Source organism: Pseudomonas fluorescens, assembly GCF_001902145.1.
Taxonomy (GTDB): domain Bacteria; phylum Pseudomonadota; class Gammaproteobacteria; order Pseudomonadales; family Pseudomonadaceae; genus Aquipseudomonas; species Aquipseudomonas fluorescens_BV.
Genome location: NZ_MRST01000027.1, coordinates 219,051 through 239,779 on the forward strand (window position 1 = coordinate 219,051; position 20,729 = coordinate 239,779).

Annotated in this window: 15 protein-coding genes; 10 read left to right on the forward strand and 5 right to left on the reverse strand. The window is 60.2% G+C overall.

Translation table 11 applies throughout. From position 1 onward, the window contains the following. Positions 1-16 precede the first annotated feature (16 nt). Positions 17-916: a hydroxymethylglutaryl-CoA lyase gene (locus BUE92_RS23975; protein WP_073526677.1), complete on the forward strand. Its 900-nt coding sequence runs from the start codon at positions 17-19 to the stop codon at positions 914-916. 549 nt (positions 917-1,465) lie between these two features. Here BUE92_RS23975 and BUE92_RS23980 read toward each other — a convergent pair. Both BUE92_RS23980 and BUE92_RS23985 read right to left on the reverse strand, forming a co-directional pair. Next, positions 1,466-6,181 (reverse strand): NEL-type E3 ubiquitin ligase domain-containing protein, encoded by a 4,716-nt coding sequence (locus BUE92_RS23980; protein ID WP_256673999.1) that lies wholly within the window; start codon positions 6,179-6,181, stop codon positions 1,466-1,468. 105 nt (positions 6,182-6,286) lie between these two features. Beyond that, positions 6,287-7,924 carry an AMP-binding protein gene (locus BUE92_RS23985; RefSeq protein WP_073526678.1) on the reverse strand — a complete coding sequence of 546 codons (1,638 nt, stop codon included), beginning with the start codon at positions 7,922-7,924 and terminating at the stop codon, positions 6,287-6,289. 150 nt (positions 7,925-8,074) lie between these two features. On the opposite strand from BUE92_RS23985, the gene BUE92_RS23990 reads away from it, so the two are divergent. The 4 genes from BUE92_RS23990 to BUE92_RS24005 all read left to right on the forward strand — a co-directional run bounded on the left by BUE92_RS23990 (position 8,075) and on the right by BUE92_RS24005 (position 13,720). Beyond that, the gene (locus BUE92_RS23990) at positions 8,075-9,238 is read left to right on the forward strand and encodes an isovaleryl-CoA dehydrogenase (protein ID WP_032896578.1); all 1,164 of its coding nucleotides are present in this window, start codon (positions 8,075-8,077) and stop codon (positions 9,236-9,238) included. A gap of 12 nt (positions 9,239-9,250) precedes the next feature. After that, a complete protein-coding gene (locus BUE92_RS23995; protein ID WP_073526679.1) occupies positions 9,251-10,858 on the forward strand; it encodes a carboxyl transferase domain-containing protein in 1,608 nt (535 codons plus the stop codon). A gap of 133 nt (positions 10,859-10,991) precedes the next feature. Next, positions 10,992-11,798 carry a gamma-carboxygeranoyl-CoA hydratase gene (locus BUE92_RS24000; protein ID WP_073526680.1) on the forward strand — a complete coding sequence of 269 codons (807 nt, stop codon included), beginning with the start codon at positions 10,992-10,994 and terminating at the stop codon, positions 11,796-11,798. After that, positions 11,795-13,720, forward strand: coding sequence for an acetyl/propionyl/methylcrotonyl-CoA carboxylase subunit alpha (locus BUE92_RS24005; protein WP_073526681.1), 1,926 nt, complete (start codon positions 11,795-11,797; stop codon positions 13,718-13,720). Before BUE92_RS24000 ends, BUE92_RS24005 begins: the two co-directional genes overlap by 4 nt. Here BUE92_RS24005 and BUE92_RS24010 read toward each other — a convergent pair. Next, a complete protein-coding gene (locus tag BUE92_RS24010) occupies positions 13,717-14,352 on the reverse strand; it encodes a LexA family protein (RefSeq protein ID WP_073526683.1) in 636 nt (211 codons plus the stop codon). The genes BUE92_RS24005 and BUE92_RS24010 overlap by 4 nt on opposite strands. A 178-nt stretch (positions 14,353-14,530) precedes the next feature. On the opposite strand from BUE92_RS24010, the gene BUE92_RS24015 reads away from it, so the two are divergent. Then, complete coding sequence (locus BUE92_RS24015) at positions 14,531-14,824, forward strand: DUF6124 family protein (RefSeq protein ID WP_073527209.1); 294 nt, start codon at positions 14,531-14,533, stop codon at positions 14,822-14,824. Positions 14,825-15,287: 463 nt separating this feature from the next. Further along, on the forward strand, positions 15,288-16,439 hold the full coding sequence (locus BUE92_RS24020) for a M14 family metallopeptidase (protein WP_073526684.1): 1,152 nt from the start codon (positions 15,288-15,290) through the stop codon (positions 16,437-16,439). Positions 16,440-16,493: 54 nt separating this feature from the next. Here BUE92_RS24020 and BUE92_RS24025 read toward each other — a convergent pair whose 3' ends face one another. Together BUE92_RS24025 and BUE92_RS24030 are read right to left on the reverse strand one after the other, a co-directional pair. Then, positions 16,494-17,033, reverse strand: a complete 540-nt coding sequence (locus BUE92_RS24025; protein ID WP_073526685.1) for a cytochrome b — start codon at positions 17,031-17,033, stop codon at positions 16,494-16,496. Then, positions 17,030-18,112, reverse strand: coding sequence for a catalase family peroxidase (locus BUE92_RS24030; RefSeq protein WP_073526686.1), 1,083 nt, complete (start codon positions 18,110-18,112; stop codon positions 17,030-17,032). The genes BUE92_RS24025 and BUE92_RS24030 overlap by 4 nt, the downstream gene beginning before the upstream one ends. A 167-nt stretch (positions 18,113-18,279) precedes the next feature. Here BUE92_RS24030 and BUE92_RS24035 point away from each other — a divergent pair, with 167 nt between their 5' ends. The 3 genes from BUE92_RS24035 (at position 18,280) to zapE (ending at position 20,697) form a co-directional block, all read left to right on the forward strand. After that, a complete protein-coding gene (locus tag BUE92_RS24035; RefSeq protein WP_073526687.1) occupies positions 18,280-18,786 on the forward strand; it encodes a sigma-70 family RNA polymerase sigma factor in 507 nt (168 codons plus the stop codon). After that, the gene (locus tag BUE92_RS24040) at positions 18,783-19,520 is read left to right on the forward strand and encodes an anti-sigma factor family protein (RefSeq protein ID WP_073526688.1); all 738 of its coding nucleotides are present in this window, start codon (positions 18,783-18,785) and stop codon (positions 19,518-19,520) included. Before BUE92_RS24035 ends, BUE92_RS24040 begins: the two co-directional genes overlap by 4 nt. An 82-nt stretch (positions 19,521-19,602) precedes the next feature. Continuing rightward, entirely contained in the window at positions 19,603-20,697 is a 1,095-nt protein-coding gene (zapE, locus tag BUE92_RS24045; protein WP_073526690.1) for a cell division protein ZapE, read from the forward strand. The last annotated feature ends 32 nt before the right edge of the window (positions 20,698-20,729 follow it).

The following is a 20,729-nucleotide window of genomic DNA, read 5'->3' on the forward strand; positions in this document are numbered from 1 at the left end:
CCAGAAGGTAACTGCCATGTCCCTCCCCTCCCACGTACGCCTGGTTGAAGTCGGCCCGCGCGACGGTTTGCAGAACGAAGCCCAGCCCATCAGCGTGGCGGATAAAGTCCGATTGGTAGACGCCTTGAGCGCCGCTGGCTTGAGCTATATCGAAGTCGGCAGTTTTGTCTCGCCCAAATGGGTGCCGCAAATGGCCGGTTCCGCCGAAGTCTTTGCGCAGATCCAGCGCAAGCCCGGCGTGACCTATGGCGCACTGGCACCGAACCTGCGTGGGTTCGAGGATGCGCTGGCGGCCGGGGTCACGGAAGTCGCGGTGTTTGCGGCGGCGTCCGAGGCGTTTTCCCAGCGCAATATCAATTGCTCCATCAGCGAAAGCCTGGAGCGCTTCGCACCGATCATGGCCGCCGCCAAGCAGCACGGCGTCAGCGTGCGCGGCTATGTGTCGTGCGTGTTGGGCTGCCCTTACGAAGGCGATATCGCCCCGGAGCAAGTGGCCGCAGTCGCCCGTGAGCTGTACGCCATCGGCTGCTATGAAGTGTCCCTGGGCGATACCATCGGCACGGGCACGGCGGGCGCTACCCGGCGCCTGTTCGACGTGGTCGGCGCGCAAGTGCCAAGGGACAAGCTGGCCGGGCATTTCCATGACACCTACGGGCAGGCCATCGCGAATATCTATGCCAGCCTGCTGGAAGGTATCAATGTGTTCGACAGCTCTATTGCGGGCCTCGGCGGCTGCCCTTACGCCAAGGGCGCCAGCGGTAACGTTGCCACCGAAGACGTGTTGTACCTGCTCAACGGTTTGGGGATCGAAACGGGGATCGACCTGGAACGCTTGATCGGCGCGGGCCAGCAGATCAGTCACGTCCTGGGGCGACCTACCGGGTCCCGCGTTGCGAAGGTACGTAACGCCCGTTGAGTAGCACAGCTGTGACAATGTGTTACCGCACACCTGCACAACGGGTAATGCGGGAACAGAATTCGTCATGGCTAGGCAAAACTATTGACCTCACAAAAACCAACCTATTGATTTTAAATGCTTTTTAAAAGTTGGCACGCCTTCTGCTATCTCTATGGCATAACAAGAATAAAAAGCGCCAAACCTAATAAAAATAAGACGAAACGACTCTGAGATAACAAAAACAACACGGCAGAGACGCAGCTAACAGATTTTTTTGGAGAAGATGTGCTTCCCAGGGTACGGCATGCCGCAACCCGCAACCGGATAGAGAAAAATAAAACTACCTCAGGTAGCTACCCACTGGTTGGATCGTTTACGAAGAAGCAGATCAGCGCTCAAAAAAATACGTTTGCTCTTGACCCCGGATGGGGGTCGCCAAAAAAAGCGGTACGGGCCACGGCTACCAAAAACAACAACAGGCCGCCCCTCAATAATAAGAAAAGAGCACGCAACGACAAATTAAAGGGGACCTTCGGGTCCCCTTTGTGCTGTCTGCATTTATTTGGCTTAAGCGGATGCCGCCTTCTTCGCCGAGAAATTGTTAAGCACCGTGACCGTCAAGGCCTGCATCGCCGTTGTTTCCCTGGATTGTCGCTGCGCACCCAGTTGTTTCATTTGCTGATCATAAAAAGCATCGGTCATGGATCCGTCGATCAGAATTTGACCCCGGCTTTTACCCAACAGGCTGGCAACTCTGTTCACCGCTGTCTCGTGCTCCAGCTGCCATGCCTGTCTTGCATCTGGCACCAGGTGGTCACCTTGCGTTTGCTGCAGGTCGGCCACCTTTTCCAACGCCTCTTGTTTTTCAGTGATCGCTGCAAAATCGTCAGTCGTTAGGGTGTTGAGCTCCTGTGGGTATTGGGCGCGAAGGTGGTTTCTCCAAAACTCCATGTCCACAAAAAAATGGCTCTTTTCGCTGATATTTTTTCCGTCCTCAAGCACTTGTACATAAGTAGCATCAAGGGTTTCGGGGCTCACACCAGCGATAGGGCGATAGAGCATTTCAACGGATTTGACGGGTAAATCCAATCTCGTGGCCAAGCCAGTCCGATAGGCAAGAATGACTTCGGCCTGCTCCGCAAAGCCCGTTCCTCGCGCCTCGACATCACGCTGAGCGATGGTATCCACCAACATCAGGCGAAATAACCGCTCTGCGGTGCCGATCAGGGTCGCTTCAATTTCATGCGTCCCCACCTTCTCGAGCGCTTTTTCCACCAACAGCTCAACTTCCAGGTTCATGAACTCAAGCGCACTCCCATCACCGCAGGTCACGCGACGGTCGGCTGATTGAAACAGTACATCCCGGGTCTGGTGGCTTTCATGGACCGCTTCAATCATGTCCCAGACGCGTTCCGCCAGTGGCGGCCGGGTAACTCCGGACCGGTACTCTGCACAACGTGTTGTGTCCGCCACCACAGTGAAAAACGCCGACGCCTCAGGCATGGCGCTGAGCAGGTCCCACATTTCACTGCGGCTGGCCTGCATGTGCGGGGGCGTATCGTGAAGCCACAACCTGCGCGCGTCGGCACGCGTAACGTGGTCACCGGCAACGTGCATGCCCGCTACGAGATTGTCATGCACGTTGATTCGGTCCGGATGCTCGATGGCGTACTCAGGCAACTGAGTAATAGCGTTTGTATGAAGATCAATCCATTCCAGGTTGTGCAGGCGTTCGGCGCCTCTGGGGAACATTGTGGTTCCGGTATTCGCCAGGTTCAGTCGGTTCAAGTCACGCATGTTGCTCAGGTCGGCGGTCCATCCCAAGTGACGGTTATCGGAGAGGTTCAGCGTGGTCAAACGCTGCATGCCCTCAAGCTGCGCCTGGCTTGGCGCCGTCAGCCGAATATCGTTGCCGCTCGCATTGATCGTGACCAAACCCTCACCACCGTTGGCAAACTCCGGCAGACGCATGAAGTTGTTGTTGCTGATATCCAACCAACGCAAATCGCCAAATGCGCTTAAGAAAGGCAAGGATGCATCCGAAAGATACATTCTCGATAAGTCCAGACAGTCCACATGATCCATATTCGCTGTGATCGGCGGCAACTCACCGACTTGCTCATCGGCCAAACGCAGGATGTACCTCATAGGCTCCTGCTCGGCAACCAGAGCCTGTTGCGGCGACCTGCGTTGCCATGCGTCTTTGAGAATATTGGCCACCCGGCCCCGGGTCCTGCGCTGTTGCCACTCACCTGCGTCGCGCCACGCATCCAGGTCGGCCTTGAATTTCGTAAATTCGCGATTGAGTTCTTCCATTTTTGCCAGGAACTCAATATCGCCGACGCCTTGCAGCCCCCACATCTGCTCCACCTGCTCAATGGACTGGGTTGGATAAAGGTCTAGCGCTGCCTTTTCACACGCATAAGGCCGACGGCCCGCTGCACCTACCGGACTCAAGGGGTAACCCACACGCCCATCAGCCAGGCGCATTGGTGGTTTGTAGCGTGGTTTGACAGGCTGCATCCGTAACAACCTGCGCAGTTCCTTGCGCGGCATCAGTGGCATTTGCTCCAACGCCTGCTTCAGGCTCGCACCACCATCATGGGTAGTCAGTTTCATCGATCTCCACGCTTCGGGCGAAACCGCTGACTGGACAGCCCCATAAATATCAGCCTGCGAATTCAACACCGCAAACTTGTCGTCCTGGACTTCATAAAGGTTCTTGGGGCCAAACTTGATAAAGCGACGCTTGACGGCCGCATTCTCTGGTCCCAACGAATCCAGCAGACGCTCTCCTGCGGGCAGCCGTTCAACGATATCGATGCGCAAGTCGGATGGCCAACCAGGCAGCTTATTCAGGCTGTGCAGTACCATGCGTTGTGCGTCGTCATTGCCCAGGGTTTTGCGATACAGCCCTTCATAAGCCCGCGCCAGACGTACTTGTTGTTGATAATGGCGAGCCTCTTCAGCCAGGCGCAATGGCAGGCGATTGTGTTCCGTGAGCATCTGCATTTCTGCGCCATTGGCACCGTTCAACAGCTCTTCGACCACCGCCTTGGGCAGCGAGGGGAATGAACGTTTGATTAGTTTTGCGAGCTCGCTACCTGCGCTCTCGGCTGCGATATAACGCTGGGCGAAAAGCTCAGACTGATACGCCGCCCTTCGTGAAGCGCTGACAGTGCCGGACTCCTGTGCTGCCACACTGTCTATTTCAAATCGCTTCAAGGTATCGGCCAGCAGCGCAGGCAGTGCTGACTGATGGACATGCACCTTGCGCAGCATGTCCACGTCGATTGCAGCCATTTGCATGATGCGGTTGAGCTTGAGCGGCTCATCAGCAAAACGCTCAGCCACCGGGCCCAACCGACGCATCAACTGCGACTCGGTCAGTGCCAACGGGTTCTCGTGCTCATGGGCCCAGGCCTCGGCGCTCGTACGGCTTACCCGTGGGGTATAGGCTTTCGGATCGTGTGGATGCAAGATCTTGTAGTCATTACCTGACCCGACCTGCTCCACCCGGTAATACGCCGTGTTTTCCCGCAGGTACAACCCTCCTTCATGTTCAATCAGCCCGTCCCCATTTACAGTGAGTTCCTCAGGAATCGATACCTGTTGCTGGTAGGGCCTCAGATCAGGCGCATGCAGGCGGATATTTCCGTCAGGACAACGCACATGGGCCAGGCTCTCGACAAATGCGCTCTTGGCCCAGGGTAACAATCTGGCGCCCACGACGGCGATCGCCACATTGAAGCCAATGGCTGAAACGTGAGCCCAGGCCGCTTTCTTATCCCCCTCCTCCCAGGCCTCTATACCCGAGGCGACCTCTTGCAACATTTGCAATGCGCCGACCACCAACATAACGGGTGCCAGCTCTGGAAAGACAAAGACAGCCACGTTTAATACATTCAACGCGGTACTGCCCAACCTGACCAGCCAGGCGTTACGCGCGCGCACGTCCGCAGCGTCGGTGGAGACGGCCATCGCTCGGGCGTTGCTCAGCATCAAGTCCAGCTTTTTCCGCGAATGGTCCTGCCAGAGCAAGGAATAACGCGTTCCGTAGCTGGCGGTGAGCGACTTTATATTTTTCTTGCTCGAGTCGAAGTCTTCAAACTCTGCCAACTGCCCAGTGGGATCGAGATGCTGCTTGAGCCTGGAAAAAAAATCCCCCTGCCGCTCGTGGGGTATGAACTGACAGAAAAACTGCCGATAGCTGGCCATGCATAGTCGCTCGACCAAATCAAACTTGAGCGCCGCCAGGTCCGTGTACTCCTTCAGCATGCAAACGGGGTCTCCCGGAATAAACGCCAGGCAAGGCTCGCTCAAGAACACCACATTACCGCGCACGGGATAGTGAATATTCACATGACCGATGACGATGATTTGCTGAAGCGGTTGCCCCAGGAAGTTCAAGCTGGAAAAGGTGACTGCCTTACCACGCCATTGCAGACCCTGCTGACGTCTCATCAGCTGTTGTATCAGTTGGTAGGCATCGTGACGGATGTCCCCGCACCCAACTGCGACCTCAGCGGCGAATTGCAACTGATGCCGGGTCGCATTCACCATAAGGTTACGCACAGCCCTGGTCTTGCTGCCCATCTCGGTTCCAGGGAGGTCCAGTGGGCTAATGAACGACTCGACATGGGCCTGGTAGCGCCCTCCCAAGTCCAATTCGCGGCACAGGCTGGCGAACGCATGCGGCGCTATCGAGACTTTACGGTGGAGAACGTCCGACTCGTTGAATGTGCCGCGCCCAGCGTGCTCATGGAAATCATAGCGAGTGACAAGGCTGACGCTCCCGTCGGCCTTCTCAAACGTGTCTTCCAGGGCAAAATTGCCCAGCGCCGCCTCGATTAGGCTCACGCCTTGGTAGTAGCAATACCCGGAAGCTTCAATGCTACCGACCTTTGAACGATCGGGGGGCATGAACGCCTTACGCGCGAAGAACAGCCGTTTTACATCGTAGTCTCCAGCAAACTTTTCTTTCAGTGCCGCCACCAGCAGCGGCTCGGAAAACGCTATGACACCTTCTAGCCCGTTAAAAACACTATCCAGCCGGTTCAGCGATTGGAAGCTACGCGCATAAGCGTCACTCAGTGCCGATTTCCTGTCCGGCGAAAGCGCTCCATACCATTGCGGCATCGTGAATTGCGTTTCAGAAAACTCCTTTTTACGCTTGAGGTCGGCGGCGCCATACCAGGATGGCAACCGATCCTGTATCACCCGTGTATGCACGCTCCGAACCGCCAATGATTGACTGCTGCCAGGTTGATCAAGCTCACTCATTTACCGAATTCCATTTGATAGAACAAACGACCAATCTGCGGTCATTCGCTTTTCAAACAGCGGTATTCATCTACCTCGCACTCAGGGTATACAGGCCGCTACCGCTCATTCGCGGACAGACGCCAACTCCTCAATGCTGATCTCGCGCATGCGAAATTTCTGAATCTTGCCCGTCACCGTCATCGGAAACTCATCCACGAATTTGAAATGCCTGGGTGTCTTGAAATGGGCGATACGGTCCTTGCACCAGCTCAACAGTTCCAGCTCGTTGGCCATCTGGCCGGGATGGAATTTGATCCAGGCCACGATCTCTTCGCCATAGCGCTCATCCGGAATGCCAATGATCTGCACGTCCGCCACGGCCGGATGGGTAAAGAAAAACTCTTCCAGCTCGCGCGGGTACACATTCTCGCCCCCACGAATGATCATGTCCTTGTTACGCCCGGCAATGCACACGTACCCCTGCTCATCCATGGTTGCCAGGTCGCCAGTGTGCATCCAGCCGGCATCATCGATGGCCCCGCAGGTGCCTTCAGGGTTGTTCCAGTAACCGAGCATCACGCTATAGCCTCGGGTGCACAGCTCACCGATCACACCGCGGGCCACGGTGTTACCGGCCTCGTCGACAATCTTGGTTTCCAGTTGCGGCTGGGTGCGGCCCACCGTGGTGACACGCCGTTCTATATCGTCATCCGCGCCGGTCTGCAGCGACACCGGGCTGGTTTCGGTCATGCCGTAGGCGATCTGCACTTCACGCATGTGCAGTTCGTGGATGACCCGGCGCATCACTTCGATAGGGCATGTCGCCCCGGCCATGATGCCGGTGCGCAGGCTGGCCAAGTCGAACTCGGCCCGGCGTGGGTGATCAAGCAGGGCGATAAACATGGTCGGCACGCCATACAGGCCGGTGGCTCGTTCTTCAGCGACGGCAGTCAGCGTCAGCAACGGGTCGAAACCGTCATTGGGATAGATCATGGTGGTGCCATGGGTAATGCAACCGAGGTTACCCATGACCATGCCGAAGCAGTGATACAGCGGCACCGGGATCACCAGACGGTCCCCTGCCGTCAGGCCCAGGCTTTCACCAACCATGTAACCGTTATTGAGGATGTTGTGGTGACTGAGGGTGGCGCCCTTGGGAAAGCCAGTGGTGCCGGAGGTGTACTGGATGTTCACCGGTTGATCGAAATGCAGGCTGGCCTGGCGGCTGTGTAGTTGCTCCACCGGCACGCCTGCGCCAAGGGCCGCTAACTGCGACCAGGGCAAGAACCCCGGCGGCGGGCTGGGGTCGAGGCTGATGAGGCTGCGCAGGTCGGGCTTCAGCGCCTGGAGCATGGCGTGGTAATCGGAGCTCTTGAACGAACCGGCGCATACCAGCCATTGGCAGCCGGATTGCTTGAGCACATAGTCCAACTCGCCGCTGCGATAGGCCGGGTTGATATTGACCAGGATCACCCCGAGCTTGGCGCTCGCCATCTGGCAGACCAGCCACTCGGCGCAATTGGGTGCCCATATCCCCAGGCGGTCGCCGACTTGCATACCCAGGGCGAGAAACGCCCGAGCGTGCAGATCAACCGTCTCGGCCAGTTGCCGCCAGGTGTAGCGCCGCTGTTGGTGACGGACCACCAAGGCTTCGCCATCAGGATATTGCGCGACGGTGTGATCGAACGCCTGGCCGATGGTCATGGCCAGCAAGGTCTTGTCCTGGGAGCCACGGCTGTAACTCTGGTTCGGTTGATCCATAACGACCCCTGTTATCTTTTTTGTAGGTTGACGTATACGTAAACTACGATTGACAGCGCCGTAACGCAAGCTTACGTTAACGTAAAGGTGAGCGCCCTCCTCCCGCGCCCTGCCCACACAACAACAAAGCTCACATTAAGGTGCCTGTCCATGAGTTACCCGTCCCTGAACTTCGCCCTCGGCGAGACCATCGACATGCTGCGCGACCAGGTGCAGTCCTTCGTGGCCAAGGAGATCGCACCGCGCGCGGCCCAGATCGACATCGACAACCTGTTCCCCGCCGACCTGTGGCGCAAGTTCGGCGACATGGGCCTGCTGGGCATCACCGTGCCCGAGGAATACGGCGGTGCCGGCCTGGGTTACCTGGCCCATGTGGTGAGCATGGAAGAAATCAGCCGTGGCTCGGCCTCGGTGGCGTTGTCCTACGGGGCGCACTCCAACCTGTGCGTCAACCAGATCAACCGCAACGGCAACCACGCACAAAAACTCAAGTACCTGCCCAAGCTGATCAGCGGCGAACACATCGGCGCCCTGGCCATGAGCGAGCCGAATGCCGGTTCCGACGTGGTGTCGATGAAACTGCGCGCCGACAAGCGCGGCGACCATTACGTACTCAATGGCAGCAAGACCTGGATCACCAACGGCCCGGACGCCAACACCTATGTGATCTACGCCAAGACCGATCTGGAAAAAGGCCCCCACGGCATCACCGCCTTCATCGTCGAGCGCGACTGGAAAGGCTTCAGCCGCAGCAATAAATTCGACAAGCTGGGCATGCGCGGCTCCAACACCTGCGAGCTGTTTTTCGACGACGTCGAGGTACCCGAAGAAAACATCCTCGGCGTGCTCAATGGCGGCGTGAAAGTGTTGATGAGCGGCCTGGACTACGAGCGCGTGGTGCTCTCCGGTGGCCCTACCGGGATCATGCAGGCATGCATGGACTTGATCGTGCCCTACATCCACGACCGCAAGCAGTTCGGCCAGAGCATCGGCGAATTCCAGTTGATCCAGGGCAAGGTGGCCGATATGTACACCCAGCTCAACGCCAGCCGCGCCTACCTCTACGCGGTGGCCCAGGCGTGTGAACGCGGCGAGACCACGCGCAAGGACGCTGCGGGCGTGATCCTCTACAGCGCCGAGCGCGCCACGCAAATGGCCCTGGATGCGATCCAGATCCTGGGCGGCAATGGCTATATCAATGAATTCCCCGCCGGGCGCCTGCTGCGTGACGCCAAGCTCTACGAAATTGGTGCGGGCACCAGTGAGATTCGGCGGATGTTGATCGGTCGCGAACTGTTCAACGAAACCCGCTGAAGGAGCACGCCCATGGCCACCCTGCACACCCAGCTCAACCCGCGCTCGGCGGAATTCGCCGCCAACCGCGCGGCGATGCTTGAACAGGTCGACGCCCTGCACAGCCTGCTCGCCCACGTCCACCAAGGGGGCGGCGCCAAGGCCCAGGAACGCCACACCTCCCGCGGCAAACTGTTGCCCCGCGAGCGTATCAACCGTCTGCTCGACCCGGGCTCGCCGTTTCTCGAGCTGAGCCAACTGGCCGCCCACCAGGTGTATGGCGAAGACGTCCCGGCTGCCGGGGTGATTGCCGGCATCGGCCGGGTGGAAGGCGTCGAATGCATGATCGTGGTCAACGATGCGACGGTCAAAGGCGGCTCCTATTACCCACTGACCGTCAAAAAACACCTGCGCGCCCAGACCATCGCCGAGCAGAACCGCCTGCCGTGTATCTACCTGGTGGACTCCGGCGGCGCTAACCTGCCGCGCCAGGACGAGGTGTTCCCCGACCGCGAGCACTTCGGGCGGATCTTCTTCAACCAGGCCAATATGAGCGCCCAAGGCATTCCCCAGATTGCCGTGGTGATGGGCTCGTGCACCGCCGGCGGCGCCTACGTGCCGGCCATGGCCGACGAAGCGATCATGGTGCGCCAGCAAGCCACCATCTTCCTCGCCGGCCCGCCGCTGGTGAAGGCCGCCACCGGTGAAGTGGTAAGCGCCGAAGACCTGGGCGGTGCCGATGTGCACTGCAAGGTCTCCGGCGTGGCCGACCACTATGCCGACAGCGATGAACACGCCCTGGCCCTGGCTCGGCGCAGCGTGGCCAACCTCAATTGGCGCAAGCAAGGTGAGCTGTTGCAACGCCCGCCGGTGGCGCCGCTGTACAGCAGCGAAGAGTTGTACGGCGTGATCCCGGCGGATGCCAAGCAACCCTTTGATGTGCGCGAAGTCATCGCACGGCTGGTGGACGGCTCGGTGTTCGATGAGTTCAAGGCCCTGTTCGGCACGACCCTGGTGTGCGGCTTTGCGCACTTGTATGGCTACCCGATAGCGATCCTGGCCAATAACGGCATCCTCTTCGCCGAAGCCGCGCAAAAAGGCGCGCACTTTATCGAACTGGCCTGCCAGCGCGGGATTCCGCTGCTGTTCCTGCAAAACATCACCGGCTTTATGGTCGGCCAGAAGTACGAAGCCGGCGGCATTGCCAAGCACGGCGCCAAGCTGGTCACCGCCGTGGCGTGCGCCAAGGTCCCGAAATTTACCGTGATCATCGGCGGCAGCTTTGGCGCGGGTAACTATGGGATGTGTGGCCGCGCCTACGACCCGCGCTTTTTGTGGATTTGGCCCAACGCACGCATTGGCGTGATGGGTGCCGAACAAGCCGCCGGGGTGCTGGTGCAGGTCAAGCGCGAACAGGCTGAGCGCGCCGGCAACGGTTTCAGTGCCGAGGAGGAAGCCGCGATCAAGCAACCGATCCTCGATCAGTATGAAACCCAGGGCCACCCTTACTACTCCAGCGCGCGCTTGTGGGATGACGGCGTGATCGACCCGCTGCAGACCCGCGACGTGCTGGCCCTGGCCTTGTCTGCCGCACTGAACGCCCCCATCGAGCCGAGCCGCTTCGGCGTGTTCCGCATGTAACCTGTAGGAGCGAGCTTGCTCGCGAAGAACCTCAGGGCAACGCGGTCATTCAGAAGCCCCGCGTTATCGTTGACGACTTTCGCGAGCAAGCTCGCTCCTACAGGAGGCCTCTCATTATCATGGAGCTCCTTGCATGAGCGATTTCAACACCCTCGAACTGATCACCGACAGCCGTGGCTTTGCCACGCTGTGGCTCAGCCGTGAAGCCAAGAACAACGCGTTCAACGCCGAGATGATTCGCGAATTGATCCTGGCCCTTGACCGCGTACAAGGCGACCCGTCCCTGCGTTTCCTGGTGCTGCGCGGGCGTGGCAAACACTTCAGCGCCGGTGCCGACCTGGCCTGGATGCAGCAGTCGGCCGAGCTGGACTACCACACCAACCTGGACGACGCACGGGAACTGGCGGAGCTGATGTACAACCTGTCCAAGCTGAAAATCCCCACGCTGGCGGTGGTGCAGGGCGCGGCCTACGGGGGCGCGCTGGGCCTGATCAGCTGCTGTGACATGGCCATCGGTGCCGACGACGCGCAGTTCTGCCTGTCAGAAGTGCGTATCGGCCTGGCACCGGCGGTGATCAGCCCGTTCGTGGTGCAGGCCATCGGCGAACGCGCTGCCCGTCGCTATGCACTGACAGCCGAGCGGTTCGGCGGCCAACGCGCACGGGAGATCGGCTTGCTGGCGGAAAGTTATCCGGCCGAGAGCCTGGATCAACAGGTGGACCAGTGGGTCACCAACCTGCTGCAAAACAGCCCGGCGGCCATGCGTGCCAGTAAGGATTTGCTGCGCGAAGTGGGCAACGGGGCCCTCACCCCCGCATTGCGACGCTATTGCGAAAACGCTATTGCGCGCATTCGGGTGAGCGCCGAGGGCCAGGAAGGTTTGCGCGCGTTTCTGCAAAAACGTGCGCCAAGTTGGCAAACCCAGGAGCCGCGTTCATGAGCACACTCACCACCGTTCTGGTGGCCAACCGTGGCGAAATCGCCTGCCGGGTCATGCGCACCGCCAAGGCCATGGGATTGACCACCGTGGCTGTGCACAGCGCCATCGACCGCGATGCCCGCCATAGCCGTGAAGCCGATATCCGCGTCGACCTGGGCGGCAGCAAAGCCACCGACAGTTACCTGCAAATCGACAAGCTGATCGCCGCCGCCCACGCCAGCGGCGCCCAGGCGATTCACCCCGGTTACGGCTTCCTCTCGGAAAACGCCGGCTTCGCCCGGGCCATCGAGGCGGCAGGCTTGATCTTCCTCGGCCCGCCCGCCTCGGCCATCGACGCCATGGGCAGCAAATCCGCGGCCAAGGCTCTGATGGAAACGGCTGGCGTACCTCTGGTGCCGGGTTATCACGGCGAGGCCCAGGACCTGGAGACCTTCCGCGCCGCCTGTGAGCGTATCGGCTACCCGGTGCTGCTCAAGGCCACGGCGGGTGGCGGTGGCAAAGGCATGAAAGTGGTCGAGGACGTCAGCCAATTGGCCGAAGCCCTGGCTTCCGCCCAGCGTGAGGCGCTGTCGTCCTTCGGCAACGGGCAGATGCTGGTGGAGAAATACCTGCTCAAGCCGCGGCATGTCGAGATCCAGGTGTTTGCCGACCAGCAGGGTCATTGTTTGTACCTCAATGAGCGCGACTGCTCGATCCAGCGGCGCCATCAGAAAGTCGTGGAAGAAGCCCCGGCGCCAGGCCTGAGTGTTGAACAGCGTCGGGCCATGGGCGAAGCGGCGGTGCGCGCCGCCCAGGCCATCGGTTATGTCGGCGCGGGTACGGTGGAATTTTTGCTGGACGCCCGTGGCGAGTTTTTCTTTATGGAGATGAATACGCGCCTGCAAGTGGAGCATCCGGTGACCGAAGCGATTACCGGCCTCGACCTGGTGGCCTGGCAGATTCGGGTTGCCCAGGGCGAGGCGCTGCCGATCACGCAAGAACAGGTCGCGTTGAACGGTCATGCGATTGAAGTGCGGCTATATGCCGAGGACCCGGCCAATGACTTCCTGCCGGCCACTGGGCACCTGGCGCTGTATCGCGAGTCCAACCCCGGCCCTGGGCGCCGGGTGGACAGCGGCGTCGAGCAAGGGGACAGCGTGTCGCCCTTCTACGACCCGATGCTCGGCAAGTTGATTGCCTGGGGCGAAGACCGCGAACAGGCGCGCCTGCGCTTATTGAGCATGCTTGATGAGTTTGCGGTCGGTGGGCTCAAGACGAACCTGGGCTTTTTGCGGCGCATCATCGGGCACCCTGCGTTCGCGGCGGCCGAGTTGGACACTGGCTTTATCCCGCGCTATCAGGATGAGCTGTTGCCAACGCCAGGGGCCTTGAGCGATGAGTTCTGGCAAGCGGCGGGCTCGGCGTTCATGCAGAGCTTGCCGGTGGGTGACGGGCCTTGGGCCAATCGCCAGGGCTTTCGCGCGGGCCTGCCTGCCGAGATGTCGCTGCACCTGAGTTGCAATGGGCAGGACCGGCTGGTGACGCTGGCGGGGCACACAGCGCAGTTATGCGATGAACAGTTGCTGACTGAACATCAGGGCGTGCGCCGTGCTCATCTGGCAGTGCGCAATGAAGGCAGCCTGTTCCTGCGTTGGGAAGGCGAGATGCATGCCGTCAGCCTGTTCGATCCGATTGCGGCGGTCGAGGCCAATCAATCTCATCAGGGCGGCCTCACCGCCCCCATGAACGGCAGCATCGTGCGGGTGCTCGCAGAGGTGGGCCAAACCGTTGAAGCCGGGGCTCAACTGGTGGTGCTCGAAGCCATGAAGATGGAACACAGTATCCGTGCGCCCCACGCCGGGGTGGTCAAGGCGCTGTTCTGCCAGGAAGGTGAAATGGTGGCCGAAGGCAGCGCGCTGGTGGAGCTTGAAGCGGCCGGCTAGAACTTCGCCGTGGCTTGCACCACCACACCCAGGAGGCGGCAGCCGTCGGTGAGCAGCACCTTGGGGTAAGTGGGGTTGAGCGGCACCAGGTAGTGCTGGCCGCTTTCTTCCTGCAATTGGCGAAAGGTCGCCTGGGGATTACCGGCCCATTGGGCCACCACCAGTCTGCCGGGCTCGGGCGCGATGGCCGGGTCAACCAGGATCATCATGCCAGCCGCAATGCTCATGCCCGTGGGGGCGGTCATGGCGTCTCCCGTCACCGGCAGCCAGAATGCCTCGCCTTGAGCGTGGTAATCGGTCAGTTCGTAGCGCTCGGCTCTATACGGCGCACGCTCCTCACGCAGCTCGCAGGCCTGCTTCCAGTCGCTGACCGGGTAGCGGAAATACGGGTTGTAGTGCGGTTCCAGTTCTGGCGCTTGCGCAGCCCGCTCACGAATTTCCAGCGCCACCTCCAAGTACCCCAACCCCAGTTCGGCCAGCACGCGGTTCATGTCCGCCAGGCTCGGCACGCGGCGTTTGTTGAGCCAATGGCCGACGCCGCCCTGGGACATGCCCAGGCGCTGCGCCAGTTCATCCTGCGTGACCTTGCGGTCTTTCATGTTGGCTTTGACCAACGCTATCCAGTTATCCATGGCGCATCACAATACGGCGCCCATTTTTGCGGGCAATAAACAGTTTGTAGTAATCCATAAAACGACATGAATACGATACGTACTATCATCAAGCCCAAGGATTTCGACACCCACCGGAGTACTGCCGCTTATGACGACCCGCACGCACCCAACGCCCGAACTGACTGAAGTAAACGACATGTGCAACAGTGGCGCGGCCCAGCGCGCACTGGACTATTACTTGAAAGAAAATCGGTCGACGCCCGATGCGGACGGGGCCATGTTCGCGATCAAACCCGAAGTCAGCCAGGAGGAAGCCCTGGTACACGCCTCGGACCTGTTGCGCAGTGCAGCGGCTACCGCCTACGAGTCGGCGTGCAGCCATCAGGGCAACCAGCGCGACCTGGCGTTTTCGGTGGTGTATTTGATCGATATGGCGAAGGCGATGGTGGAGCGGTCGTTGCAAGCGCCAAGAGCAGCGGCAAACGCATAGCAGGCATGAAAAAAAATATTTCTATCCCACGGATAAAAACATTTGACTTGCAAATGATAATGATTATTATTGGGCTCAGCTGATCGCGAGATCAGTCGATAGACCAAGAGACCTTAGGTCGGACTCTTGGAATATCTCCTCATCAGGCTAATCACGGTTTTTGACCCGGCTCTTTGGCCGGGTCTTTTTTTTGCCAGTTTTCCTGGCGTGGCTTCAGGCTAATGAAGACTGTGTGTTGCTTGATGGCGCGCATGGTAGCAAAAGACTATCGCCCAAAGAAAGTCGTCCGAGTGCTCTAGCGCGTATCTCTGCGAATTAGCGCTTGAGAATCAATCTCATAGACTCTAAGCTGCGGCGGCGTCACGGATGACGCCCCCTCCCCTGCAACAATTTTTGCATCCAGGTTTTACCGAACGCCTGTGTAAGATAGCCGCCACATCACTCATATTCAGGCAACCAGACTATGACCGTGGCCTTGACCTCTATCAAGATCAGCACCGACTTCGACAGCGGCAACATCCAGGTCCTGGATGCCAGCGACGCTTATCAGTTGTTGCTGGCAATCAAACCCGACACCCGCAGCGATCACTACCAATGGTTCCACTTCAAGGCCGAAGGCATGCACGTGGGGCACACCCATACCTTTCGCTTGAGCAACGCAGGGCGCTCGTCCTACAAGCATGCCTGGAGCGGCTACAACGCCGTGGCGTCCTATGACCATATCAACTGGTTCCGGGTACCGACGCGCTTTGATGGCGAGATCCTGCACATCACCCTCCAGACCCGGCAAAAGCACGTCTGGTTCGCCTACTTCGAACCCTACAGCCGTGAACGCCACGACTGGCTGATCGAGCAAGCCCTGAAGTACGCCGGGGTCACCCTGCTGGCCACCGGCAAGAGCGCTGAAGGCCGCGATATCCAACTGCTGCGCCGAGGCAAAGGAATCGAAGGCCGGCGCAAGGTGTGGATCATCGCCCAGCAGCACCCCGGTGAACACATGGCCGAATGGTTTATGGAGGGCGTGATTGAGCGCCTGCAAAAGGACGGCGACGCCGAACTGAAAAAACTGCTGGCCGTCGCCGATCTGTACCTGGTACCGAACATGAACCCGGATGGCGCCTTCCATGGCCACTTGCGCACCAACGCCATGGGCCAGGACCTCAACCGCGCCTGGCAAAGCGCCAGCCAAGAACGCAGCCCGGAAGTCCTGTTCGTCCAGCAACAGATGGAAAAGTACGGCGTGGATATGTTCCTCGACATCCACGGCGATGAAGAGATCCCCTACGTGTTCACCGCCGGCTGCGAAGGCAACCCCGGCTACACCCCGCGCATCGAAGCCCTGGAAACACACTTTCGCAGCCATTTGAGCCACCTGACCCGCGACTTCCAGACCACCCACGGCTACACCCGTGACCTCCCCGGCGAAGCCAACATGACCCTGGCCTGCAACGCGGTGGGAGAAAAGTACGACTGCCTGTCCCTGACCCTGGAAATGCCCTTCAAGGACAACGACGACGCGCCTAACCCGCAAACCGGTTGGTCAGGCGACCGTTCGAAACAGTTGGGCAAGGACGTATTGAGCAGCATCGCCGATATCGTCGGGCGCTTGCGCTAACCCCTGAGGCGAGCTCTTGTGGCGAGCGAGCTTGCTCGCTCGCCACAAGAGCGGTCAGTCCTTGCTGCCGGTCATGCTTTGCAAGACACCGTCGCGGCGGATCAAACCGTGGAACAACGCGGCCGCCAGATGCACCAGCACGGTGAGAAACAGCAGATAGGCCAGGTAGCCGTGGGCCTTGCGCAACAGCGCGAACAACGGCGCATTCGCCCCCACCAGCGCGGGCAGTTGCAGGTTACTGCTCAGCATCACCGGGTCGCCAGCCGCTGAAATCATCGCCCAGCCCAGCAGCGGCAACACCAGCATCAAGGCGTACAACAGCACATGGGAAGCCTTGGCTGCGAGCCTTTGCCATACCGGCAAATCCGCTGGCAACGGCGGCTGACGCGTGGAAAAACGCACCACCAAACGCACGACCACCAGTGCCAGAATCGCAATGCCCAGCGGCTTGTGCAGGTGGATCAGCCACTCATGGCGCTCCGACACCGACGCCGCCAAACCCGCGCCGATAAACAGCATGGCGATGATCATCAACGCCATCAGCCAGTGCAGCACGCGCGCCAGGGGCGCAAAGAACCGTGGTTGAGCATTCATGGCTTCGACTCCTGAGGGGCGCTGTGCAACGGGCTGACTTCACCGGCGCGGCGCAGGTACGAACTGGCATACGCGGCCGAACGGGCGGCCAGCAAGGGGTCGTTGGAGGCTTGGATACCACTGGGCAGAATCAACGGGTCAAAGTTGATATCGCGGCAATCACCGTCTGCCTGAGGCTGGCTGCTTTGCAGCACCAACGTACCGGCGTTGAGTACCTTGTGCGCGCCGGTCCAGGGCTTGCTTGCGTCGTCCAGCGGGTCGCCGGGGTTGGCCAGGGTCATGTTCAACTGCCAACGCAACGGCCCGGCGCTCAGGCGTCGCACCAAGTCCTGCTCGAGGAAGTCACTGCCAGCAGGTGTGGTATCACCCGCCGCGTCCTGGCTCTGGGGCACCACCTCCCAACGCACGGCCTGACGCGTACCATCGGCAGCCACCAGGTAAAACGCGTTGATGCCGTTATAGGTTTCAGTCGCATAACTGGCCGATGGCTTGGCGGTCTTGACCCAGGCCAGGAATGGCGCTGTCTCCGGGTGTGCGGCGAAAAACGCCGGCATGCTTGACGGGTTCGGCTTGCCCGTGGCCGGGTCTGGCGCGCCGGCCTTGAGCAACTGGTAAAACGCCTCGGGCGTGCCCACCGGGAACACCGGCATGCTGTTCATCCCCGTACGCCATTGCTGGACGTTGGCCTGGCTGAACTGCACGGCGAAACTGCGAATCGGCACACTGCTGTCCGGCGCGTAGGGGTTACCGCTGGGCAAGGCAAACCGGCCGATGATCGGGGTCTTGGCCTCGCTGAACACCTGGGCGCTGGAATAGGCACGGGCCTCGGTACTGCTCTGGAAATAACCCGCCACGCATACGCCCTTGGCATGGTTACGGCGAAAGCCCGGATGCACGCCGTTATTGGTTTCCAGGGCATTGACCAAGGTTTTTGGCCGCAGGCGTTGTGGGTCGAGCGTGCCATTGACGTAGGCAAATGCGCCGGCAACAACCGCAACCACAGCACCGATGCCGGCGAGTCGTGCGATCAGGCTCGCAGTGCTCAAGGGAGGACGGGGGGGTGATGAGTGATCTACCATGCAGGAACTCCAGGGCCAGAGGCCTCAGGCTGAAACATAAGGTCGGAGCATTAAGACGAACGCCGATTGGCTCTATTCCCAGGCCCTGGATTTATTTTGCGGGACGGGGAATAACCTTCAACGCCGAACGTCTCTCTAGTCCCAGCGTAGTGACCAGCCAGACGCCCATGCATGAACTCGACGAACAGTTGCGTGAACTCATCCCCAGGTTGCGGCGTTTTGCCGTGTCCCTGACGCGCAACAGCAGCAGCGCCGATGATCTGGTGCAATCGACCCTGGAGCGCGCCATCGTCGCCTGGGCCGATAAACGTATCGAGGGCGACCTGCGCGCCTGGCTGTTTTCGATCCTCTACCGCCAGTTCCTCGACGCCCACCGCCGCAGCCGCCGCTATGCGCGCATGCTTGAATTCTTTACCGGCCGCGATGACGTGCAACCTTCGGTGGAACGCACGGTGCTGGCCCAATCCACCCTGCAAGCCTTCGACCAACTGAACACCGAACAGCGCGCCCTGTTGCTGTGGGTGTCCGTCGAGGGCTTGAGCTACAAGGAAGTGGCCGAGATCCTCAAGGTACCCATTGGCACTGTGATGTCACGCCTGTCCCGCGCACGCCAAGCGTTACGTCAACTCAGCGATGGCGAAATGACCGGCCCTTCCCTGCGGAGACTCAAATGATCAGCCTGCCCCCCAGCGAACGCGATTTACATGCCTACGTCGATCACCAATTGCTCGACAATGATCGCCGTGTGCTTGAAACCTGGCTGGCCAGCCACCCCGAAGTGGCGGCCCAGGTACAGGCCTGGCAACAGGATGCGCAGTTGCTGCGTGCGTCGTTGAGCGGCGCCCTGCAACAGCCGCACAACCCGGCATTGGACCCGGCGCTGATTCGCCAGCGCATCAAGAAACAGTCCCGTCGGCACCTGGCCACGGCGGCGTTGTTGCTGATCGCCGTGAGCCTCGGCGGGTTTGGCGGTTGGCACGCCCGTGAAGCCACCCAGCCGCCGCTGTTGCCGATGACCGACGCCATGCAGGCCTACCGCCTGTTTGCCCAGGACGGCATCATGCCCGCCGACTACAACGCCCAGGACCGCGGCACCATGCAAGCCTGGCTCGACCGCTACTTCAATCAAGCCCATCGTTTGCCGGACCTCAGCCAAGCCGGTTTCAAGCCGGTCAGCGGGCGCCTGCTCACCACCGACCAAGGCGCGGCGGCCATGGTGCTGTACCAGGATGCCCAAGGCCGGCGCATCAGCTTCTACATCCGCCCGCCGGGCCCGAACAACGGTTTCCTGCCTCGCGGCAGCCGCAGTGCCGATGGCTTGCAGGCCGACTACTGGTCGGGCGGCGGCTACAACTACGCGATGGTCAGCCCGGTGGATCAGGCCGCCGCGCTGCAGGTGAAATTCTAGAACCCGGCGCCCAGCATGGAGTTAGCCATTTCAGTTCGCACGCCCTACAGTGAACGACCACCGCAATACAGAGTGATTATTCTTGGCCGTGCTTGCCCTGCTCCAGCGCCTGCTGGGTAAAAAAACCGACGCCTCGGACGCCTCGCCTATCCCGGCGTATTTTCAAAAAAAAGCCGTACAACAGGGCTATACCCTCAGTGATGGGCAAATCCGGGCGATTACCGCCCTGAATCGCGAGGCCCAGCACCTGCTCAACGGCCAGGCCACGCGCAGCCTGTACCTGCACGGCCCGGTGGGGCGCGGCAAAAGCTGGCTGTTGGACGGATTTTTCCAGGCACTGCCCATCGCCGAGAAACAGCGCGTGCATTTCCACGAATTCTTCACCCGGCTGCACCAGGGCATGTTCCTGCACCGTGAGCATGATGACGCTCTGGGCGTTACCTTGGATAAGCTGCTGGCCGGCTGCCGCGTGCTGTGTTTCGACGAATTCCATGTGCACGATATCGGCGATGCGATGCTCATCAGCCGCTTGTTCAAGGCCTTGTTCCAGCGCGGCGTGCTGGTGCTGGTGACCTCCAACTACCCGCCGGAAGGATTGCTGCCCAACCCGCTGTACCACGAACGCTTCAAGCCGGTGATCGAGCTGATCGCCGCGCGCATGGAGGTGCTGGAAGTCACTGCGCCTCAGGACTTTCGCAACCTGGCTCAGGCCCACGCCCAACAACGCTTCACGGGCGGCCAGTATGTCTGGCCAGGTACGGCAGACCAGCGTGAAAGCCTGGGCCTGCCTGCCACAGATTGCCCGGCGCAAACCCTGAAGGTCGGCACTCGGCAGTTGCAGTGCCGAGGCCATCAGGCACGAACCATCGCGTTCACCTTCAACGACCTGTGCGAACAGCTCACGGCGGTCATGGATTACCTGTTGTTGTGCCAGGACTTCGACCACTGGATCATCGACGGCCTGCCGCAGCTGGCCGAATGCCCCATCGCCGTGCAACAGCGCTTTATCAACCTGGTAGACGTGCTCTACGACCAAGACAAGCAACTGACACTTATCGGTCACCAGCCCCTGGATAAATGCCTGGAAGGCCAGGCCATCGACCTCGCCCGCACCGCCAGCCGCCTGCGCCAATTGCACACGCTCTGCCCGCAACCCGCGCCCGAGCCGCTATCATGAGCGCCTTTTACGCCTCCTTCCGAGCACTGCGC